The sequence below is a fragment of the Arthrobacter sp. zg-Y40 genome (assembly GCF_020731535.1).
Taxonomy (GTDB): domain Bacteria; phylum Actinomycetota; class Actinomycetes; order Actinomycetales; family Micrococcaceae; genus Arthrobacter_B.
In genome coordinates this window covers 594,741-609,203 of record NZ_JAJFZS010000008.1, presented here as the reverse complement: position 1 = coordinate 609,203, position 14,463 = coordinate 594,741, and the positions used below count along the sequence as shown (strand labels likewise).

Here is a 14,463-nt window from a genome sequence, read left to right as displayed (position 1 = left end):
GGCGCGGCGCGGCCTCGATGCGCGGCAGGGCGTCAGCGTCGGTAAGAATAGTCTTATGGCTATCTCCGTTCCTACTGAAGTTCCTGCCGGTTCTGCTGCGGTACGCTCCGTGGTTCCCTGGGTCCGCTGGACCGCTTTCGGGGCCGGAATAGGTGCGGTGGCATCAACTGCGGTGGTGGCGGCGGCGTCGGGCCTGGGCGTTTACTTCGCCCGCCAGGTGGTGACCCCGGCACGCACCCGCGACTCGAACCTGGAGATCCTGGCCGTGACCGAGAGCGAGCACGGACGCCAGGTCATCCTCCCGGCCAACGCGGATACCACCGTGGACGGGACATACAGCCTGTACTTCGACAACGGCGAAGGGCACGCCCGGATCGGTGCCATCCGCTCCTACGTGCCGCGTGAGGGCACCGTGCAGCGCGACGTCGAAGAGGTCTACAGCGGTGACCTCACCAAGGCCCGGCGCGGCTGGTGGAGCGGTTCCATTTATGCCTCGCCGGCCGCCGTCGGGATGCCCGAAGAAGAAGTGCAGATCCCGCTGGAGAACGGGACCGCTCCGGCCTGGTTGGTGCGCACCCCCGGGGCGGAGACCTGGGCTGTCATGGTCCACGGCCGGGGCGCGCGGCGCACCGAGTGCCTGCGAGCTGTGCGCACCGCGCGTGAAGCCGGGCTGAGCAGCCTGCTGATCTCCTACCGCAACGACGGCGAGGCCCCTTACGCAGCGGATGGCCGCTACGGTCTGGGGCACACCGAATGGCACGACGTCGAGGCCGCCATCCGGTACGCGCTGGAGAACGGTGCCAAGGATGTCGTCCTGTTCGGCTGGTCCATGGGCGGGGCGATCAGCCTGCAGGCTGCAGACCGATCACCGCTGAGCCGCTACATCCGCGCCATGGTGCTGGACGGGCCGGTGATCAACTGGGTGGATGTGCTGGCGCACCACGCCAGGGTGAACCGGATTCCGGCGCAGGCCGGGCGGCTGGGACAGTGGCTGATCTCCAACGCCGCCGGCCGGGCGCTGACCGGACTGGCCGCTCCGCTGGACCTCAAGAGCATGGACTGGGTCACCCGCGCAGAGGAAATCCGGATCCCGACCCTGATCCTACACAGCAAGGATGACGACTTCGTGCCCTACGGTCCGTCAGCCGAATTGGCGGAGAAGAACCCGGAAGTCATCACTTTCGAGCCCTTCACCCAGGCCGGACACACCAAGGAATACAACGTGGATCCCGAACGCTGGGAGCGTGTGGTGCTGGGCTGGCTGAACAGCGCCCTGGGCCGCACCCGGCACCCCGCGGAGCACCGTACGGAGGAATAGCCGGGGAAGTAGCGGGGGATCGGGGACCGGGCTCCGAGCCCCGGCGGCCCGGGCCCCGGGGCAGCCGGCTTAGTGCGTTGTTCCCGCCAGCGGTGCGCGGTAGCGCACCTCAGCTAGCGGCGATCCGTTGAGGACTTCGGTTCTGGCGGCGCCGTCCGGGACCAGCCCCATCCGTTCATAGAAGCGCCGGCCGCGGACGTTTGTCTCCAGCACCCACACGCTGACCTCCGTGTGCTGGCTGCCGCGCAGCTGATCCAGTGCTGCCTCCCAGAGACGGCGCCCTAATCCGGTGCCCACGTCGTGTGCGCGCAGATACAGGGAGGTGACCTCTCCGGTTTGCGGGCCGGCGTCGTGGTCGCGGCTGGTGCCTGCGTGGGAAAACCCGACCATTTCCGGGCCGATCACGGCCACGTGCGGCTGCGGGACGGTTCCTTCCCGGACCAGCCGTGTCCAGCCTTCGGCCCTGCGGCCGGCATCCATCGCGTCCAGCACGGTGTCCGGCATCAAACCGCGGTACGCCCACTGCCATGCAGCGACATGCACTGCACCGAGGGCCGGCATGTCGGTTTCGGTGGCGCGGCGTATCTCAGCGGTAGGCATCCGTGTATTCAACAATGGAAAAGACCATTAGCGCCAGTGCGGTCCGTCAGGCGGCGTCCGGCGCGGCCTCGCGCGGAGGAAAGCGCGACGACGGCGCTGCCGGCCACCACGGTTACTCCTCTGCGGCGGGAGCCCTGTTCTCGGGATGCACGGCCAGGAAGATGGAATACCTGGTGCTGTCCGCTTCCTCTTCGGCTTCGGCTTCCTCCGCCTTGAGCTCCTCCAGGATGCCCATTACCCGGTCCACGAACCGGTCATGCCCCGCCTTGGTGAGGCGGACCCCCAGCCGGGAAATCATGACCTCCGCCGACGCCGGGACCTGCCCCATTTCATCGACGAAGGCACCGACTACTGCGCCGCGAACATCGAGATCATGCCCGTCCAACTCCAGTTTCCAGGACTTTTCCGTGGCCAGATAGGGAACTTCATAGGCTCCGCTGGGCCCGGACCGGCCCTCTTGCGCCTCGAGGAAACCCGCGGAGACGAGCTTGCGGACGTGGTAGAGCACCGTTGCGGGATTGGCCCCCAGCCGGGTGGCGATTTCCTTGTTGGTCAGCTGCTCCTTGAGGCACAGCCGGAGGATCCGGAACCGTATTGCGGAGGCGAGGGCCTTGGCTTCTTCCTCGCTGGCCGGCCGCCGCGGGGCCTGGCGGCTCTCTTTCGTCATGCGGGCAGAATATCAGAGGGCTATTGACAAAACTCAATCGATTGCACAAAGTCAATCGCATGACGACGGAGAAGAGTGCCGCGACGGAGAAGAGTGCGGTGACGGAGAAGAGTGCGGTGACGGAGAAGAGTGCGACGACGGAGAAGAGCGCAGCAGAGGTCACGGAGAGTAGCCCCGCAGGCAAGGGCGGCCGGGGGATCCTGCGGGAGCACGACTTCCGCAACCTCTTCTACTCCACGGCGCTGAGCAGATTCGGGCAGGAGATCTCCGGCCTGGCACTTCCGCTGGTAGCCGTCCTGTCATTGGACGCCAGCGAACTGGAGGCAGGCGTGCTTGCTGCCGTGAGCACCGTGGCTTTCCTGCTGGTCGGACTGCCCGCCGGGGTTTGGGTGGACCGGCTGCGCTACCGGCACGTCCTGGTCTCTTCCGACGTCATCCGTTCTGTGGTCCTGCTGACCATTCCGCTGGCCTGGTGGCTGGGGGCGCTGTCCATCTGGCAGCTCTACGCCGTGGCCCTGGTGACCGGAATCTTCAGCGTGTTCTTCGACGTGGCGTACCAGAGCTACCTTCCGCAGCTGATTGGCCGCAGCAGGCTGGTGGAAGGCAATGCCAGCTTGGAGACCGTGCGATCCGTCGCCCAGCTGGGCGGCCCCGCTGCGGCCGGGCAGCTCATCGCATGGCTTACCGCCCCCTTCGCCGTGGCCTTGGATGCCCTGGCCATGGGGCTGTCAGCGCTCTTCGTTTTCCGGATCCGGAAGCCGCAGGCCCGGCCGGTGCGGGATCCCGGTTCCAAGCTCGGTGCCGACATCGCGGAGGGCCTTCGTTTTGTCCTGGGCAACCCGCTGCTGCGCGCCGTCGCCGGATCCAGCGGCCTGTTCAACTTGGCCTTTTCCGCCTACATGGCGATGCTGATCTTTTTCCTGCCCCGCGATTTGGGGCTGGGCTCGGGGCAAATGGGAATCGTGTTCTCGCTGCTGGGTGTGGGCGGCCTGCTGGGTGCGCTGGCCGCGAAGCGTGTGACCGCATGGCTCGGCGAAGGCCGCTCCATCTGGATGTCGGTAGCGGCAACGGCGCCTTTCGCGCTGCTGTGGCCCGCAGCCAGCCAAGGCTGGACGGTCTGGCTCGGAGCAGCGGGCCTAGGGGTCGCAAGCTGCGGCACCGTTGTCTACAACATTGCACAGGTCAGTTTCCGCCAGCGGCTGACTCCCGACCGGCTGCTCGGCCGGATGAATGCCACCATGCGGTTCCTGGTGTGGGGAACCCAGCCTGTAGGAGCGGTTCTGGGCGGGGTTTTGGGCCAGGTCTACGGAGCGCGGCCGGCCCTTTGGATTGCCGGGGTCCTCGCGTGCCTCGCGTTCCTGCCGCTGGTCCTGTCACCGCTGCGCGCAATGCGGGACCTGCCGGACGGTCATCAATAGCCGGGCACCCGGCGTCGGGCCTGTATCTTCGGTGGAAAAGCAGCACCAATGGGGGAGCCAATGCCGAAGAGTAACCAATGCTGAATCATGACCGGGCCGGAATGCCTGCCGACTTTTTCCGGGCTTGGAACCAGGGCCTGCATCCGGACCTGTACGAAATCGAGAACCGTGCCCTGGACCGGGAGAAGTATGTATGGGCGGCCCTGTCCCGTCTCGCGCCTTGGGCGGGCCGCATCATCCTTGACCTGGGCTGCGGCACCGGGTTCTGGCTGCCCCGGTATGCGGAACAGGCGGCCTCGGTGATCGGCGTCGAACCCGATCCGGAGCTGCTGGCAGCGGCACGGGCACGGGCCGGCGGCGCCTCAGTGCTGCATGGTTCGGCGGAGCACATCCCGCTTCCGGACAGTTCGGTGGACTTAGTCCATGCCCGGTTTGCGTACTTTTTTCCGTCGCCTCAGAATGACTGCTCGGCTGGGCTGGCGGAGGTCCTGCGGGTGCTGCGGCCCGGCGGGTCCCTGGTGGTCATCGACAATGACCAGGACGACGGCGAGTTCGCGGACCTGCTCGAGGCGGCCAACGCGGCAGCCGGCCAGGGCGAGGGCGACTACATCGCGTCCTGGTGGGCGGAACACGGTGCATCAACCACGCGGGTGATGAGCAGCTGGACCTTCGACCGCCCGGAAGAGCTGGCCGACGTCGTGCGGATGGAGTTCCCGAACGGTACCGCCGACGCGTGGCTGGAAGCCGATCCGCAGCGGTCCCGGCTCAGTTACGGCTACGCCCTGCACCATCTGCGGAAGGGCTAGGCACCGGCCGCAGCCCGAGACAGGCGGCCCTCAGGCCGGGGCGGCCGCGATGGGGGCCGAGACGGCGTGCGTGAGCCGGATCAGGTCAAACGGGGAGAGGCCGATCTGCAGGCCGCGCCGGCCGCCGGACACATACACGGTGTCCAGCAGCTCGACGCGCGAGTCGATGCCGGCGGGAGAGGCGTGCTTCTGGCCCAGCGGGGATATCCCGCCCACCACGTAGCCGGTGCGCTTCTCCGCCTCGTGGCGATCCGCCATCACGGCTTTGCGGGCACCCATCAGCGCGGCGAATTTCTTCAGGTCCAGGTTCAGCGCCACCGGCACCATGGCCACGGCCAGGTGTCCGCCCAGATCCACCATCAGGGTTTTGTACACGGATTCCGGCGGCAGCTGCAGCTTCTCCGCCGCTTCCAGCCCATAGGAGGGAGCACCGGCGTCGTGCTCGTAATGACGCACGGTGTACGGAACCTTGCCGTGGTCCAGCAGACGCGTGGCCGGGGTCGCGCTCCGGCCCGCGTTCTTGTCCCGGTTGCCCGCCATGGTGCTGCCCTCCTGCTGTGCCGGTGAAACTGCTGTGCCGGTGAAACCTACGCCTGGTTCAGCTTTTCGTGTTCAGCGAGCCGGCGCTTGATACGTCCCAGCATGGCGGACATCCCGCGCATGCGCAGCGGGGTGATGGCCCGGGTGAGCCCCAGCCGGTCCGGAACATCGGCCGGCACGGCCAGGATCTGCGCTGCCGGCAGTCCGTTCAGGCCTTCGTACAGGACGCTGGCGAACCCGCGGGTGGTGGGTGCTTCCGGCGGCGCCTTGAAGAACAGGGACACCAGGTGTTCGGGGGAGTCGTCCACATCCAGGCTGAGGAACACCGGCGACTGGCATTCCACTACCTGCTCCATCAGTTCGGGCCGGTCGGCGATTTCCGCGGGCAGCTCGGGCAGGCTGCGGGAGAATTCCAGCAGCAGTTCCAGCCGCTCGGCTTCCTCCATTGCCTGGAAGTCGTCGACGATTTCGGCCAAGGAGTCCGGGATGGCGGTTTCGGGTGTTGCGGTCATGGGGAAATCTCTCTTTATGCGGTGGAAATCAGCGGGGTGCGTTGCCGGGTTCTTCACCGCGGGCAATCGGCACGCGCACGGCGTTGCCCCACTCGGTCCAGGACCCGTCGTAGTTGCGTACGGACTCGAAACCGAGCAGGTGCTTCAGGACAAACCAGGTGTGGCTGGAACGTTCGCCTATGCGGCAGTAGGCCACGACGTCGTCGCCCTCCTGCAGGCCCGCCCCGTCCTTGTAGAGGGCCTCGAGCTCGTCGCGGCTGCGGAACGTGCCGTCTTCGGCGGCGGCCTTGCCCCACGGCACGGACTTCGCGGTGGGAATATGCCCGCCCTTCATGGCGCCCTCATCCATGTAGTCGGGCATGTGCGTGCGTTCACCGGTGTATTCGGCGGGGGAGCGCACGTCGATCAGCGGTCCCTTGCCCAGGTGGCCGACGACGTCGGGCAGGAACGCGCGGATCTGTTCGTCGCGGCGCTCCACCACGGGGTAGTCGGTGGGCTGCACGGAAACCTTGTCCGTGGTCATGGGGCGGCCTTCGGCAACCCACTTGTCCCGGCCGCCGTCGAGCAGGCGGACATCCTCGTGGCCGAACAGGGTAAAGACCCATAGGGCGTAGGCGGCCCACCAGTTGCTCTTGTCGCCGTAGAGGACCACGGTGGAGTCGCGGGTGATGCCCTTGCGGGACATGAGCTGCGCGAAGGCCTCGCCGTCCACGAAGTCCCGGGTGTCGGCGTCGTTGAGGTCGGTGTGCCAGTCGATCTTGCGGGCGCCGGGGATATGGCCCGTTTCGTAGAGGAGGATGTCCTCGTTGGATTCCAGGACCACCAGGTTATCCGGCTTGTCCAGGTGTTCCGCCAACCAGTCCGTCGACACCAACCGCTCCGGGTGGGCGTAGGCGGCGAACTTGGGGTTGCTGTCAGCGGCGATCGACATACGCAAAACTTCTTTCCTAGGCTTTTGAATATTGGCTCCTTCTAAGCCTAACGACGCCGGGAGGCGAAAACTTCCAATGCCCGTCTAACCCGGGGACGTCCCGGTCGGGAGGCGCAGTGCCGGACGGCCGGTGGGGACGCGCAGCGCCAGCACTGCAACGGCAGCGCCGACGACGGCGAACACGGCCTCCAGCGGCTGGAACTCGACGTAGGCGGTTTCCCAGGCTTCCAATCCGATCAGGCTGAGGCCGGCCGCCACTCCCAGCGGCCGGGCTGACCGGTGGCGGCGCAGCTGGAGGATCCCGGTGGCCAGGTATCCGCCGCCGCACCCGGCGGCCAGGAGCAGGCCGGGCAGCCGCCAGTCCGTAAACGGGGTCCGCCGCAGCACATGCGGATCCGCGTGGAGGAACGCGCCGTCGGGCCGGACGGCCAGCAGGATTCCGCCGCCGAGGGCAGCAGCGGCTGTGCCGAACTCCAGGCCTATCAGGGTCCGTTCAGCGCGGATGCGCGGGCTGTCCGCATTTGGGCTCGCGGTGCGCCGACGGGTCATGTGTCGAGTATTGGCTGCGTTTCGGCCGGCGTCCAGACATGACGGAGGGCAACGTTCCGGCCCTGTCTGGCCGACCCAACGTTCCGATTCTGCCTGGCCGGCCGCAGGTGTGCCTCGAGAGTCGCTCCGGCCCGAAAAAAGGGGGACGGTAATGCTTGCATCCCACCTCACCGCCGGGGCACGGGCAGTGTGGGTGCTCGCGGTGCTTGCCTTCCCGTTCGCCGGCCCGAGCCTATGGTTCCCGATCGGTCGCCGCGCCAATACCCTAGGCCGTGAGCCGAGCCCCAACCGGCCAAGCAGTAGCACTGTGCGCAGCTCCAGGCACGGAGGCAGCTAGAAGCAGGCGGTGAGTAGTATGCACTGCAAGGTGAACTACTGCGACCGCGGAGGCTGCGATGACACATGGTTCGGTCCGTACCGGCAGGAAGCCCGGCGAAGCGCCGTTACGGATCCTGTGCGGCAGCCTGACGCTGGGGCTGAGCCTGATATGCGTGTATGCAAGCTTCAGCCGGGCGATCCAGGGGACCGGCGGCGAAGCCGTCACTTCCTGGATCTTCTTTGCGTGGGGCTGCGCCACGGCCATCGGTGGGGCATGGGTCATAAGAGGCCGGTCGAAAGGTCAACCGATCGTTTTCGCGCGGGACCGCAAGCGACTCATACTTGTTGCTTCACTGGCCATTTCAGTTGCAGGCATGCTGATAGTACTCGCCGTCCAGTTCTCGACGACTGGTGATGAAGAATGGCCTTTCCTGCTGCAGACGATGTTCGCAGTCCTCTTTGCTTCCGTGTTGTTTCTGCTCTTTGAGCGAGAGGACTCCAAGGAGCAGACTGCGCCGAAGCCGTTGACGGCGGCGGGACGGCGGAAAGCCAGACGTTTGCTGATCGTGATGGTTCTGGTCGGAGTATTGACGTTGACTGTCGGCCTCGCCGCAGGCGTCCAGACCGATAGCTGGTGGGAAGAAGGGCTCAGTCGGTTAGGTACTGCACTTTTGGCAGCAGCTGCAGTGCTCGGGTACCGGCTAAAGACGAACCGTTGAAGTGCGATCACGGCGTCCCGACGGCGTCGAGTTTCGCTGGAGACGTCGCTGCGCGGTGGCGTGTCTCGGACCTCAGCCCCAGGTACGTGCCGGTGATGATGAGTGCGGCACCGGCGATGCCCGGCAGCGGAAGGGCTTCCCGGCCTATGGTAATTCCGATGAGGACGGCCCAGACAGGTTCGGTTCCCATCAGGAGGCTGGCCCGCGACGCCGAGGTCTGTTGAATGGCCCAGGTTTGGACGAGGAAAGCGAACACGCTGCACGCCAGTCCAAGGTAGAGCACGCCCATCCATTCGCCTGCATCGAAACTGTGCACCGCGTGAAGCACACCTTGGTGGTCGGCTGCGCTATATACGACGGCGCAGACCGCACTTTGCATCAGGGTCAGATTCAGTGCGCTGTGACCGCGTCCCCGGGTGAGGCCGGAGACGGCGGTGACGTGGATGGACCGTACGACGGCTGCGGCCAGCACGAGCAGATCCCCAAGGGTCGGAGCAGCGAATCCGTCACCAGAGACAAGCAGGCACACTCCCACCACCGCAACAACCCCCGCCACGAAGACCATGCGCGGCAGCGGCACGTGGAAGGCAATGCTCTCCGTGACGGGGGTAAACACAATGACGAGACTGATGATCAACCCGGCGTTTGTGGCGCTGGTGCCGGAAATACCCTGGGTTTCCAGGAGAAGTACCGCGGCCTGTGTCAGGCCCAGGACCACGCCGACGAGCGTCTCGCGGCGACCGGGCCGACGGCGGTTCCCGACCAGCCAGATGAGTGCCAGGGCCAGCGTGGTGATCAGGAAGCGCAGGGAAAGGATGACGGTGACGCCGACTGTCTCGGTGAGGGTTTTGGCGGCAAGATAACTGCTGCCCCACACGACAGCGACCATCAGGAGTAGGAGATCCACCCTGCGCGCAGAAAGTAGCGAAAACAACAGGCGTCGCGGTTCAGTCCGGATTCGCCGGGCGGGCTGGATTCGCCGGGCGGGACGCGGGGAGGGGAAGGTCACCTGACCAGTCTTATGGGAATGGAAAGATAAGACGAGAGGGCATTTGATGAACTGATGGTTTAGGTTTTCCTTATGGATCTGCATCAGTTACAGCTGCTTCGGGAATTGGGTGAGCGAGGCAGCCTTGCCGCAGTTGCCCGCGCGCTCCATGTCTCCGCATCCGCCGTGTCGCAGCAATTGGCGGCGCTGCAGCGCCGGGCAGAGGTTCCCCTGACCGAGCGGCGGGGACGGAACCTTGTCCTGACCGGCGCCGGCCAGGCCCTGGCCCGGGCCGCCGTTGATATCAGCGTCGCCATGCGTTCTGCCGAGCAGGCCGTCAGCCATTACCTCCAGGACCCCCGCGCGACGGTGAACCTGTGCGCCTTCAACAGCGCCGGCCTGACCTACTTCGGGCCCCTGCTTCAGGCGCTGTCCGGTGAGGATAGCCCGCGGCTAATCTGCCATGACCGGGATGTGGGCCAGGAAGACTTTCCCGCCCTGGCCGCCGATTACGACGTGGTCATTGCCCACCGCCTTGAGCACAGCCCGCCATGGCCCGAATCCATCACCGTCCTGCCGCTGGTTCGGGAGCCCCTCGACGTCGCAATGTCAGAGACACACCCTCTCGCCATTGAGCCAAGCGTCAGCGTCGCCGACCTCATCACTGAAGAATGGGTGTCAGTCCAGGACGGCTTTCCGCTGACGTCTGCCCTGCAGGCACTTGCTGTTCACGCCGGGCAACCCCTTAATATCACGCACCGGATCAACGAGTTTTTCATTGCGGCAGCGATTGTCTCCGCCGGTTCTGCCGTCTCGCTGATGCCGCGCCACACCGCAGCCCCGCCGCCAGGCAGCGGGATTGTCCTCAAACCGATCCACGACCTGCCGCTGGCACGGCGCGTGGATATCCTCTGCCGGCCTGAAGCACTCCAGCGGGTGGCAGTCCTGCAGGTCGTTGACGCCCTTCGACGGATTCCGTTCTCTAACTAGCTGCGTCGTACCAGCGCAGAACCCGCAAGGCTCTCAGGGTGTTCCACCGGCTTGGCGTGCCATCCGGTCCTTCGAAACGAAAGTGGACTGCGCCGGGGTGGGTATTCTCCAACAGCCACCGTCCATCCGGCTGGCGTTTCGCACGGATATGGTCGATCGCTTCAGCCAGCCGCGGATCGGCTGGTCCGCCGCGCAGGGCGAAGTAGCTCGCCGCCTTGAGCAGGTCATAGTGCCCGCGAGGAGGATAGGAGAACTGAAGCCATCGCGGGTCCACCACCTCGCCGGTGCGCAAGGACCGGAACAGGGAGCGTTGAAGCAGGTACTCCTCGCCGTCATGGCGTGCCCGGTGGACCTCGTCGGATCCACCGGTGTGCCGCTCCCACCGCAGTAAAGCGTCCACCACATCAAGGGTGCTGGAAAAGGATCCTGGTGCCGGACGTGTCTCGGCCCAGCAGTTCCAGCCGCCGTCGGGCATCTGGTCCGCAAGGAGCCGCTGCACCACCGGCTCGACGTCGACGCCCAAGTAGATGCCGATCAGGATAGTGCCGGCATTGATGCAGCAGTCGACTTCCCCGGCGAAGAACGGCAATCCGTCGTATTCCCACCTGCAGTTGTCGGCGACCAGCTGCGCTGTCTCCTGCATCACCGCGCTGTCCGGTGGTACGCCCAGATGGCACAGGTCCAGCAGCACCGGGTAGGTAGCGGTCCACGGTTGCTCCGGCTCTCCGCCCGGTTGCACGCCCGGTTGTGCGCCCGGCGTCGGTTCCGCAAAGGCGGCAGGGAACGGCGGCGGTGGTTCCCCGCCGGCCAGGGCCCGCGCCGTACTCTCGGCGAACGCCGCGGTATCCGGGAAGCAGGCCCCGTCCGCCCACCGTCCGTCAGGGGCACGCCTTGCGAGCAGCCCGGCGCCCCACCCTGCGTGCTCCACCCGCGCCCGTTCAGCGTCCACCTCATCCTGGGAGGCGTCGAGAAGGTCGCGTAACACCTGCCACCGGATGGCCGGATCGCCTTGCAATAACCACTCCACGACCGGATCATCCGTTCGCGGCGCCCGTGAGGGATCGGCTTCGTACTTCTTTGGCGAAGATTCCACGGCGGAATCGTATTCGAAGGCGATCACGCAATAAAGAGCCCAAGGCATCGGGCTTCGCACGGCAGGCCGTGCAAATCTCATTCACGGGCGCGTTGGCGTATCGTTTGCAGGGCGGCGAAATGCCGCCACCCAAAGAGCATCAGAACCGGCAGACCTTGCCGGCCGGGCACGAAACGGACGGACAGCACGCAGTGGCACAACTGGAGCACCTGACAGAACGGACTCCCCAGGTATCCGTAAACGAACTGCTGCAGGGATTCTTCCCCTCACCGCGGTTCGGCAGCGTGTCCTTTGATTCCTACCGCCCCGATCCGTCGCAGCCATCACAGGCAAAAGCCGTGGACGCCATGCGCTCCTTTGCCGCCGACGTCGACACCCCCGAGCCCAGCGGTTTCCGGAAGTTCTTCGGCGGCAAAAAGCCCGAGACCAAGGCCGGGTTCTACCTCGACGGCGGATTCGGCGTCGGCAAGACCCACCTCCTCGCCTCGCTGTGGCATGCGGTGGAGGGCCCCAAGGCCTTCGGCACGTTCGTGGAATACACCAACCTGGTAGGCGCACTGTCCTTCCGCAAAACGGTGGACGCCCTGAGCACCTACAAGCTGGTCTGCATTGACGAGTTCGAGCTCGATGATCCGGGAGACACCGTGCTCATGTCCCGGCTGATGCGGGAACTGGCCGACGCCGGCGTCAAGCTCGCAGCCACGTCCAACACCCTGCCGGGCTCGCTGGGGGAGGGACGCTTTGCCGCCGTCGACTTCCAACGCGAAATCCAGGTCCTGGCCGACCAGTTCGATGTAGTCCGCATCGACGGTGAGGACTACCGCCACCGCGGCCTGCCCGAGTCCCCGGCGCCGCTGGACGACGCCGAGCTGGAGCAGCGGATGGAGTCCGAGTTCAGCGGCAAGACCGTGGCAGCCGATGACTTCTCCGAGCTGATCGCGCACCTGTCCAGCGTCCACCCCAGCCGCTACCGGCAGCTGATCGACGGTGTCGACGCCGTCGTCTGGCGGAACGTACAGACCATCACCGAGCAGTCGGTGGCGCTGCGCTTCGTGGTCCTCGCGGACCGGTTGTATGACAAGGACGTGCCGATCCTGGCCAGCGGCGTGCCGTTTGACCAGCTGTTCACGAAGGAAATGATGGCCGGCGGGTACATGAAGAAGTATTTCCGTGCAGTCTCCCGCCTGACCGCACTGGCCCGGGAAGGTCAGACCGGCGAGGATTCCTAGCAAGATTCCCAGCAATTAAACGCGGAAGCGCCGGTGCCGCCTCGCGGCGGGACCGGCGCTTCTTGTCGTGCTCGTAAGACTTACTGGACCGGAGGGGTTTGTCCGGGACCGTTGCCGGTTCCCGGCTCCTTGCCGCGGTTGGTCTTATCAACCGCTTCGGAAACCTTGCTCTGGAGGCCATCAATCTTGCTGGAGTACTTGTGGCCCGTCTTCTGGTCCACGAAGTTGCCGGCCTGATCGATTCCGCCCTTGATCTTGTCGGCGTTCTCGCCCACAAATCCGGCGGCCTTACCCTTCAGCTCTCCGGCCCTGCCCTTGAGCTCGTCAAATACAGACACGGATCACCTCCTTTCACAGGGGAAACCCGCTCGTTTCCCGTTCCCCTCCATGGTAGGCCGTGGCGCTGAAGGGGCCAAGGGTTTCTTTTGTGGGCGCAATTTTCATCCGCGGCGCCTAGCGGGGGGTGGACTCACGGCGGGGGAGGGGGATCGGCAGGGTCGACAGGCCGGCTCAGACGGTATGCCTTGTGTACAGCTGATGCGGGCAAATGCTGCTTCAGGGGGCGTCTGCTGTACGGGAGATGAGGCCGGCACCGCATCTGCTGTACACAAGGCACAGCAGTGCGGACACAGCGCAGGGATTGGCACCCCTCGGAAGCGCTTAAACGAAAGAAGGAACAGGCGAAAACCTGTTCCTTCTTTTCCGGCCTGAAAACCGGGGGAGAGCGGACGACGGGATTCGAACCCGCGACATCCACCTTGGCAAGGTGGTGCTCTAGCCAGCTGAGCTACGTCCGCAAATGTAGACAGTCGAAACTGTCCGTGCGCGATACTGGGATCGAACCAGTGACCTCTTCCGTGTCAGGGAAGCGCGCTACCGCTGCGCCAATCGCGCCCGGCTGCCCGGCCCGTTCAGGATTACTCCTGGAAAACCAAAGGCAGCAGGGAGAGCGGACGACGGGATTCGAACCCGCGACATCCACCTTGGCAAGGTGGTGCTCTAGCCAGCTGAGCTACGTCCGCAAGAAAGCACTGAAAACAGTACTGTCGTGCGCGATACTGGGATCGAACCAGTGACCTCTTCCGTGTCAGGGAAGCGCGCTACCGCTGCGCCAATCGCGCCCATAAATGGGTTTTGCTGCAATCCACTGTGGAGGTGGGGACGGGATTCGAACCCGCGTATACGGCTTTGCAGGCCGCTGCCTCGCCTCTCGGCCACCCCACCGTAACCGCCGCGTGAAGCTTTGGCTGTCCGCCTCCGGGAGAACCAGGAGCGGCTTGTACAGTGACTTGCGAGCGGACGACGGGATTCGAACCCGCGACATCCACCTTGGCAAGGTGGTGCTCTAGCCAGCTGAGCTACGTCCGCATTGAAGAAGTTAGGGGTTATTTGCCTCGGAACGCTTGCGCTTTCCGCGGCGAACCCCCGCTTTCCAACGAAGAAAAACTCTATAGGACGTTTGCGGGTTCGTCCAATCGGCACTGGTTGCGGTGCGGTTCCGGAGACGGTTTGGACTCCCGCCGGATCTGGGCTAGGCTCTTTACTCGTTGGAGTGCTTACGGGCACACCGGCAGGCAACAGAACAAGAAACAGACAAGAAGTAGAAAAAGAACAGCAAAAGCTGGGCGATTGGCGCAGTGGTAGCGCGCTTCGTTCACACCGAAGAGGTCACTGGTTCGAACCCAGTATCGCCCACCAGCACAGGCCGTCACTTTCCTTACGGGAAGGTGGCGGCCTTTTTGTGTCTGGGCGCTTCCATAGCCCGTCCGGCAGGCGCATGCTGTG

Annotated in this window: 15 protein-coding genes and 7 tRNA genes; 7 read left to right on the top strand and 15 right to left on the bottom strand. The window is 65.3% G+C overall.

Features of this window, described 5'->3' with window-relative positions:
* Positions 1 to 55 precede the first annotated feature (55 nt).
* A complete protein-coding gene (locus LJ754_RS10290; protein ID WP_227926488.1) occupies positions 56 to 1,318 on the top strand; it encodes an alpha/beta hydrolase family protein in 1,263 nt (420 codons plus the stop codon).
* A gap of 69 nt (positions 1,319 to 1,387) precedes the next feature.
* Here the strand turns inward: LJ754_RS10290 and LJ754_RS10285 are convergent, their stop codons facing one another.
* Positions 1,388 to 1,918, bottom strand: coding sequence for a GNAT family N-acetyltransferase (locus LJ754_RS10285; protein WP_227926487.1), 531 nt, complete (start codon positions 1,916 to 1,918; stop codon positions 1,388 to 1,390).
* 112 nt (positions 1,919 to 2,030) lie between these two features.
* Complete coding sequence (locus LJ754_RS10280; protein ID WP_227926486.1) at positions 2,031 to 2,585, bottom strand: ArsR/SmtB family transcription factor; 555 nt, start codon at positions 2,583 to 2,585, stop codon at positions 2,031 to 2,033.
* Positions 2,586 to 2,644: 59 nt separating this feature from the next.
* On the opposite strand from LJ754_RS10280, the gene LJ754_RS10275 reads away from it, so the two are divergent.
* Positions 2,645 to 4,003, top strand: a complete 1,359-nt coding sequence (locus tag LJ754_RS10275; protein ID WP_227926485.1) for an MFS transporter — start codon at positions 2,645 to 2,647, stop codon at positions 4,001 to 4,003.
* Positions 4,004 to 4,080: 77 nt separating this feature from the next.
* A complete protein-coding gene (locus LJ754_RS10270; RefSeq protein ID WP_227926484.1) occupies positions 4,081 to 4,809 on the top strand; it encodes a class I SAM-dependent methyltransferase in 729 nt (242 codons plus the stop codon).
* A gap of 30 nt (positions 4,810 to 4,839) precedes the next feature.
* Here LJ754_RS10270 and ybaK read toward each other — a convergent pair whose 3' ends face one another.
* The 4 genes from ybaK to LJ754_RS10250 all read right to left on the bottom strand — a co-directional run bounded on the left by ybaK (position 4,840) and on the right by LJ754_RS10250 (position 7,341).
* Positions 4,840 to 5,349, bottom strand: coding sequence for a Cys-tRNA(Pro) deacylase (ybaK, locus tag LJ754_RS10265; RefSeq protein WP_227911033.1), 510 nt, complete (start codon positions 5,347 to 5,349; stop codon positions 4,840 to 4,842).
* 47 nt (positions 5,350 to 5,396) lie between these two features.
* Entirely contained in the window at positions 5,397 to 5,861 is a 465-nt protein-coding gene (locus LJ754_RS10260) for a SufE family protein (RefSeq protein WP_227911034.1), read from the bottom strand.
* Positions 5,862 to 5,889: 28 nt separating this feature from the next.
* Positions 5,890 to 6,792 carry a sulfurtransferase gene (locus tag LJ754_RS10255; protein WP_227926483.1) on the bottom strand — a complete coding sequence of 301 codons (903 nt, stop codon included), beginning with the start codon at positions 6,790 to 6,792 and terminating at the stop codon, positions 5,890 to 5,892.
* Between the two features lie 84 nt (positions 6,793 to 6,876).
* Entirely contained in the window at positions 6,877 to 7,341 is a 465-nt protein-coding gene (locus LJ754_RS10250) for a hypothetical protein (protein ID WP_227926482.1), read from the bottom strand.
* 395 nt (positions 7,342 to 7,736) lie between these two features.
* Between LJ754_RS10250 and LJ754_RS10245 the strand changes: the two genes are divergently transcribed.
* Positions 7,737 to 8,378 carry a hypothetical protein gene (locus LJ754_RS10245; RefSeq protein ID WP_227911038.1) on the top strand — a complete coding sequence of 214 codons (642 nt, stop codon included), beginning with the start codon at positions 7,737 to 7,739 and terminating at the stop codon, positions 8,376 to 8,378.
* Between the two features lie 7 nt (positions 8,379 to 8,385).
* Here the strand turns inward: LJ754_RS10245 and LJ754_RS10240 are convergent, their stop codons facing one another.
* A complete protein-coding gene (locus tag LJ754_RS10240; RefSeq protein WP_227926481.1) occupies positions 8,386 to 9,285 on the bottom strand; it encodes a DMT family transporter in 900 nt (299 codons plus the stop codon).
* Between the two features lie 174 nt (positions 9,286 to 9,459).
* On the opposite strand from LJ754_RS10240, the gene LJ754_RS10235 reads away from it, so the two are divergent.
* The gene (locus LJ754_RS10235) at positions 9,460 to 10,356 is read left to right on the top strand and encodes a LysR family transcriptional regulator (protein ID WP_227926480.1); all 897 of its coding nucleotides are present in this window, start codon (positions 9,460 to 9,462) and stop codon (positions 10,354 to 10,356) included.
* Here the strand turns inward: LJ754_RS10235 and LJ754_RS10230 are convergent.
* Positions 10,349 to 11,449, bottom strand: a complete 1,101-nt coding sequence (locus LJ754_RS10230) for a hypothetical protein (protein ID WP_227926479.1) — start codon at positions 11,447 to 11,449, stop codon at positions 10,349 to 10,351. The two genes, LJ754_RS10235 and LJ754_RS10230, sit on opposite strands and share 8 nt — an antisense overlap.
* 191 nt (positions 11,450 to 11,640) lie before the next feature.
* On the opposite strand from LJ754_RS10230, the gene zapE reads away from it, so the two are divergent.
* Complete coding sequence (gene zapE, locus LJ754_RS10225; protein WP_227926601.1) at positions 11,641 to 12,678, top strand: cell division protein ZapE; 1,038 nt, start codon at positions 11,641 to 11,643, stop codon at positions 12,676 to 12,678.
* An 80-nt stretch (positions 12,679 to 12,758) separates the two neighbouring features.
* On the opposite strand, the gene LJ754_RS10220 is transcribed toward zapE, so the two are convergent.
* From LJ754_RS10220 to LJ754_RS10190, 7 genes are all read right to left on the bottom strand, one after another.
* A complete protein-coding gene (locus LJ754_RS10220; protein ID WP_227911046.1) occupies positions 12,759 to 13,016 on the bottom strand; it encodes an antitoxin in 258 nt (85 codons plus the stop codon).
* Positions 13,017 to 13,401: 385 nt separating this feature from the next.
* A tRNA-Gly gene (locus LJ754_RS10215) sits at positions 13,402 to 13,475 on the bottom strand.
* Between the two features lie 25 nt (positions 13,476 to 13,500).
* Positions 13,501 to 13,572, bottom strand: a tRNA-Val gene (locus LJ754_RS10210).
* Between the two features lie 54 nt (positions 13,573 to 13,626).
* Positions 13,627 to 13,700, bottom strand: a tRNA-Gly gene (locus tag LJ754_RS10205).
* Between the two features lie 27 nt (positions 13,701 to 13,727).
* Positions 13,728 to 13,799: transfer RNA gene (locus LJ754_RS10200), tRNA-Val, on the bottom strand.
* A gap of 29 nt (positions 13,800 to 13,828) precedes the next feature.
* Positions 13,829 to 13,902: transfer RNA gene (locus LJ754_RS10195), tRNA-Cys, on the bottom strand.
* Between the two features lie 70 nt (positions 13,903 to 13,972).
* A tRNA-Gly gene (locus LJ754_RS10190) sits at positions 13,973 to 14,046 on the bottom strand.
* A 255-nt stretch (positions 14,047 to 14,301) separates the two neighbouring features.
* On the opposite strand from LJ754_RS10190, the gene LJ754_RS10185 reads away from it, so the two are divergent.
* A tRNA-Val gene (locus LJ754_RS10185) sits at positions 14,302 to 14,376 on the top strand.
* The last annotated feature ends 87 nt before the right edge of the window (positions 14,377 to 14,463 follow it).

What these genes read in the sequence shown, in the direction of transcription:
- LJ754_RS10275 (WP_227926485.1), top strand. Translation starts at nt 2,645, where the DNA reads ATGACGACGGAGAAGAGTGCCGCGACGGAGAAGAGTGCGGTGACGGAG.
- LJ754_RS10235 (WP_227926480.1), top strand. Translation starts at nt 9,460, where the DNA reads ATGGATCTGCATCAGTTACAGCTGCTTCGGGAATTGGGTGAGCGAGGC.
- ybaK (WP_227911033.1), bottom strand. Translation starts at nt 5,349, where the DNA reads ATGGCGGGCAACCGGGACAAGAACGCGGGCCGGAGCGCGACCCCGGCC.
- LJ754_RS10285 (WP_227926487.1), bottom strand. Translation starts at nt 1,918, where the DNA reads ATGCCTACCGCTGAGATACGCCGCGCCACCGAAACCGACATGCCGGCC.
- LJ754_RS10245 (WP_227911038.1), top strand. Translation starts at nt 7,737, where the DNA reads ATGACACATGGTTCGGTCCGTACCGGCAGGAAGCCCGGCGAAGCGCCG.
- LJ754_RS10280 (WP_227926486.1), bottom strand. Translation starts at nt 2,585, where the DNA reads ATGACGAAAGAGAGCCGCCAGGCCCCGCGGCGGCCGGCCAGCGAGGAA.
- LJ754_RS10250 (WP_227926482.1), bottom strand. Translation starts at nt 7,341, where the DNA reads ATGACCCGTCGGCGCACCGCGAGCCCAAATGCGGACAGCCCGCGCATC.
- LJ754_RS10270 (WP_227926484.1), top strand. Translation starts at nt 4,081, where the DNA reads ATGCTGAATCATGACCGGGCCGGAATGCCTGCCGACTTTTTCCGGGCT.
- LJ754_RS10290 (WP_227926488.1), top strand. Translation starts at nt 56, where the DNA reads ATGGCTATCTCCGTTCCTACTGAAGTTCCTGCCGGTTCTGCTGCGGTA.
- LJ754_RS10260 (WP_227911034.1), bottom strand. Translation starts at nt 5,861, where the DNA reads ATGACCGCAACACCCGAAACCGCCATCCCGGACTCCTTGGCCGAAATC.
- LJ754_RS10255 (WP_227926483.1), bottom strand. Translation starts at nt 6,792, where the DNA reads ATGTCGATCGCCGCTGACAGCAACCCCAAGTTCGCCGCCTACGCCCAC.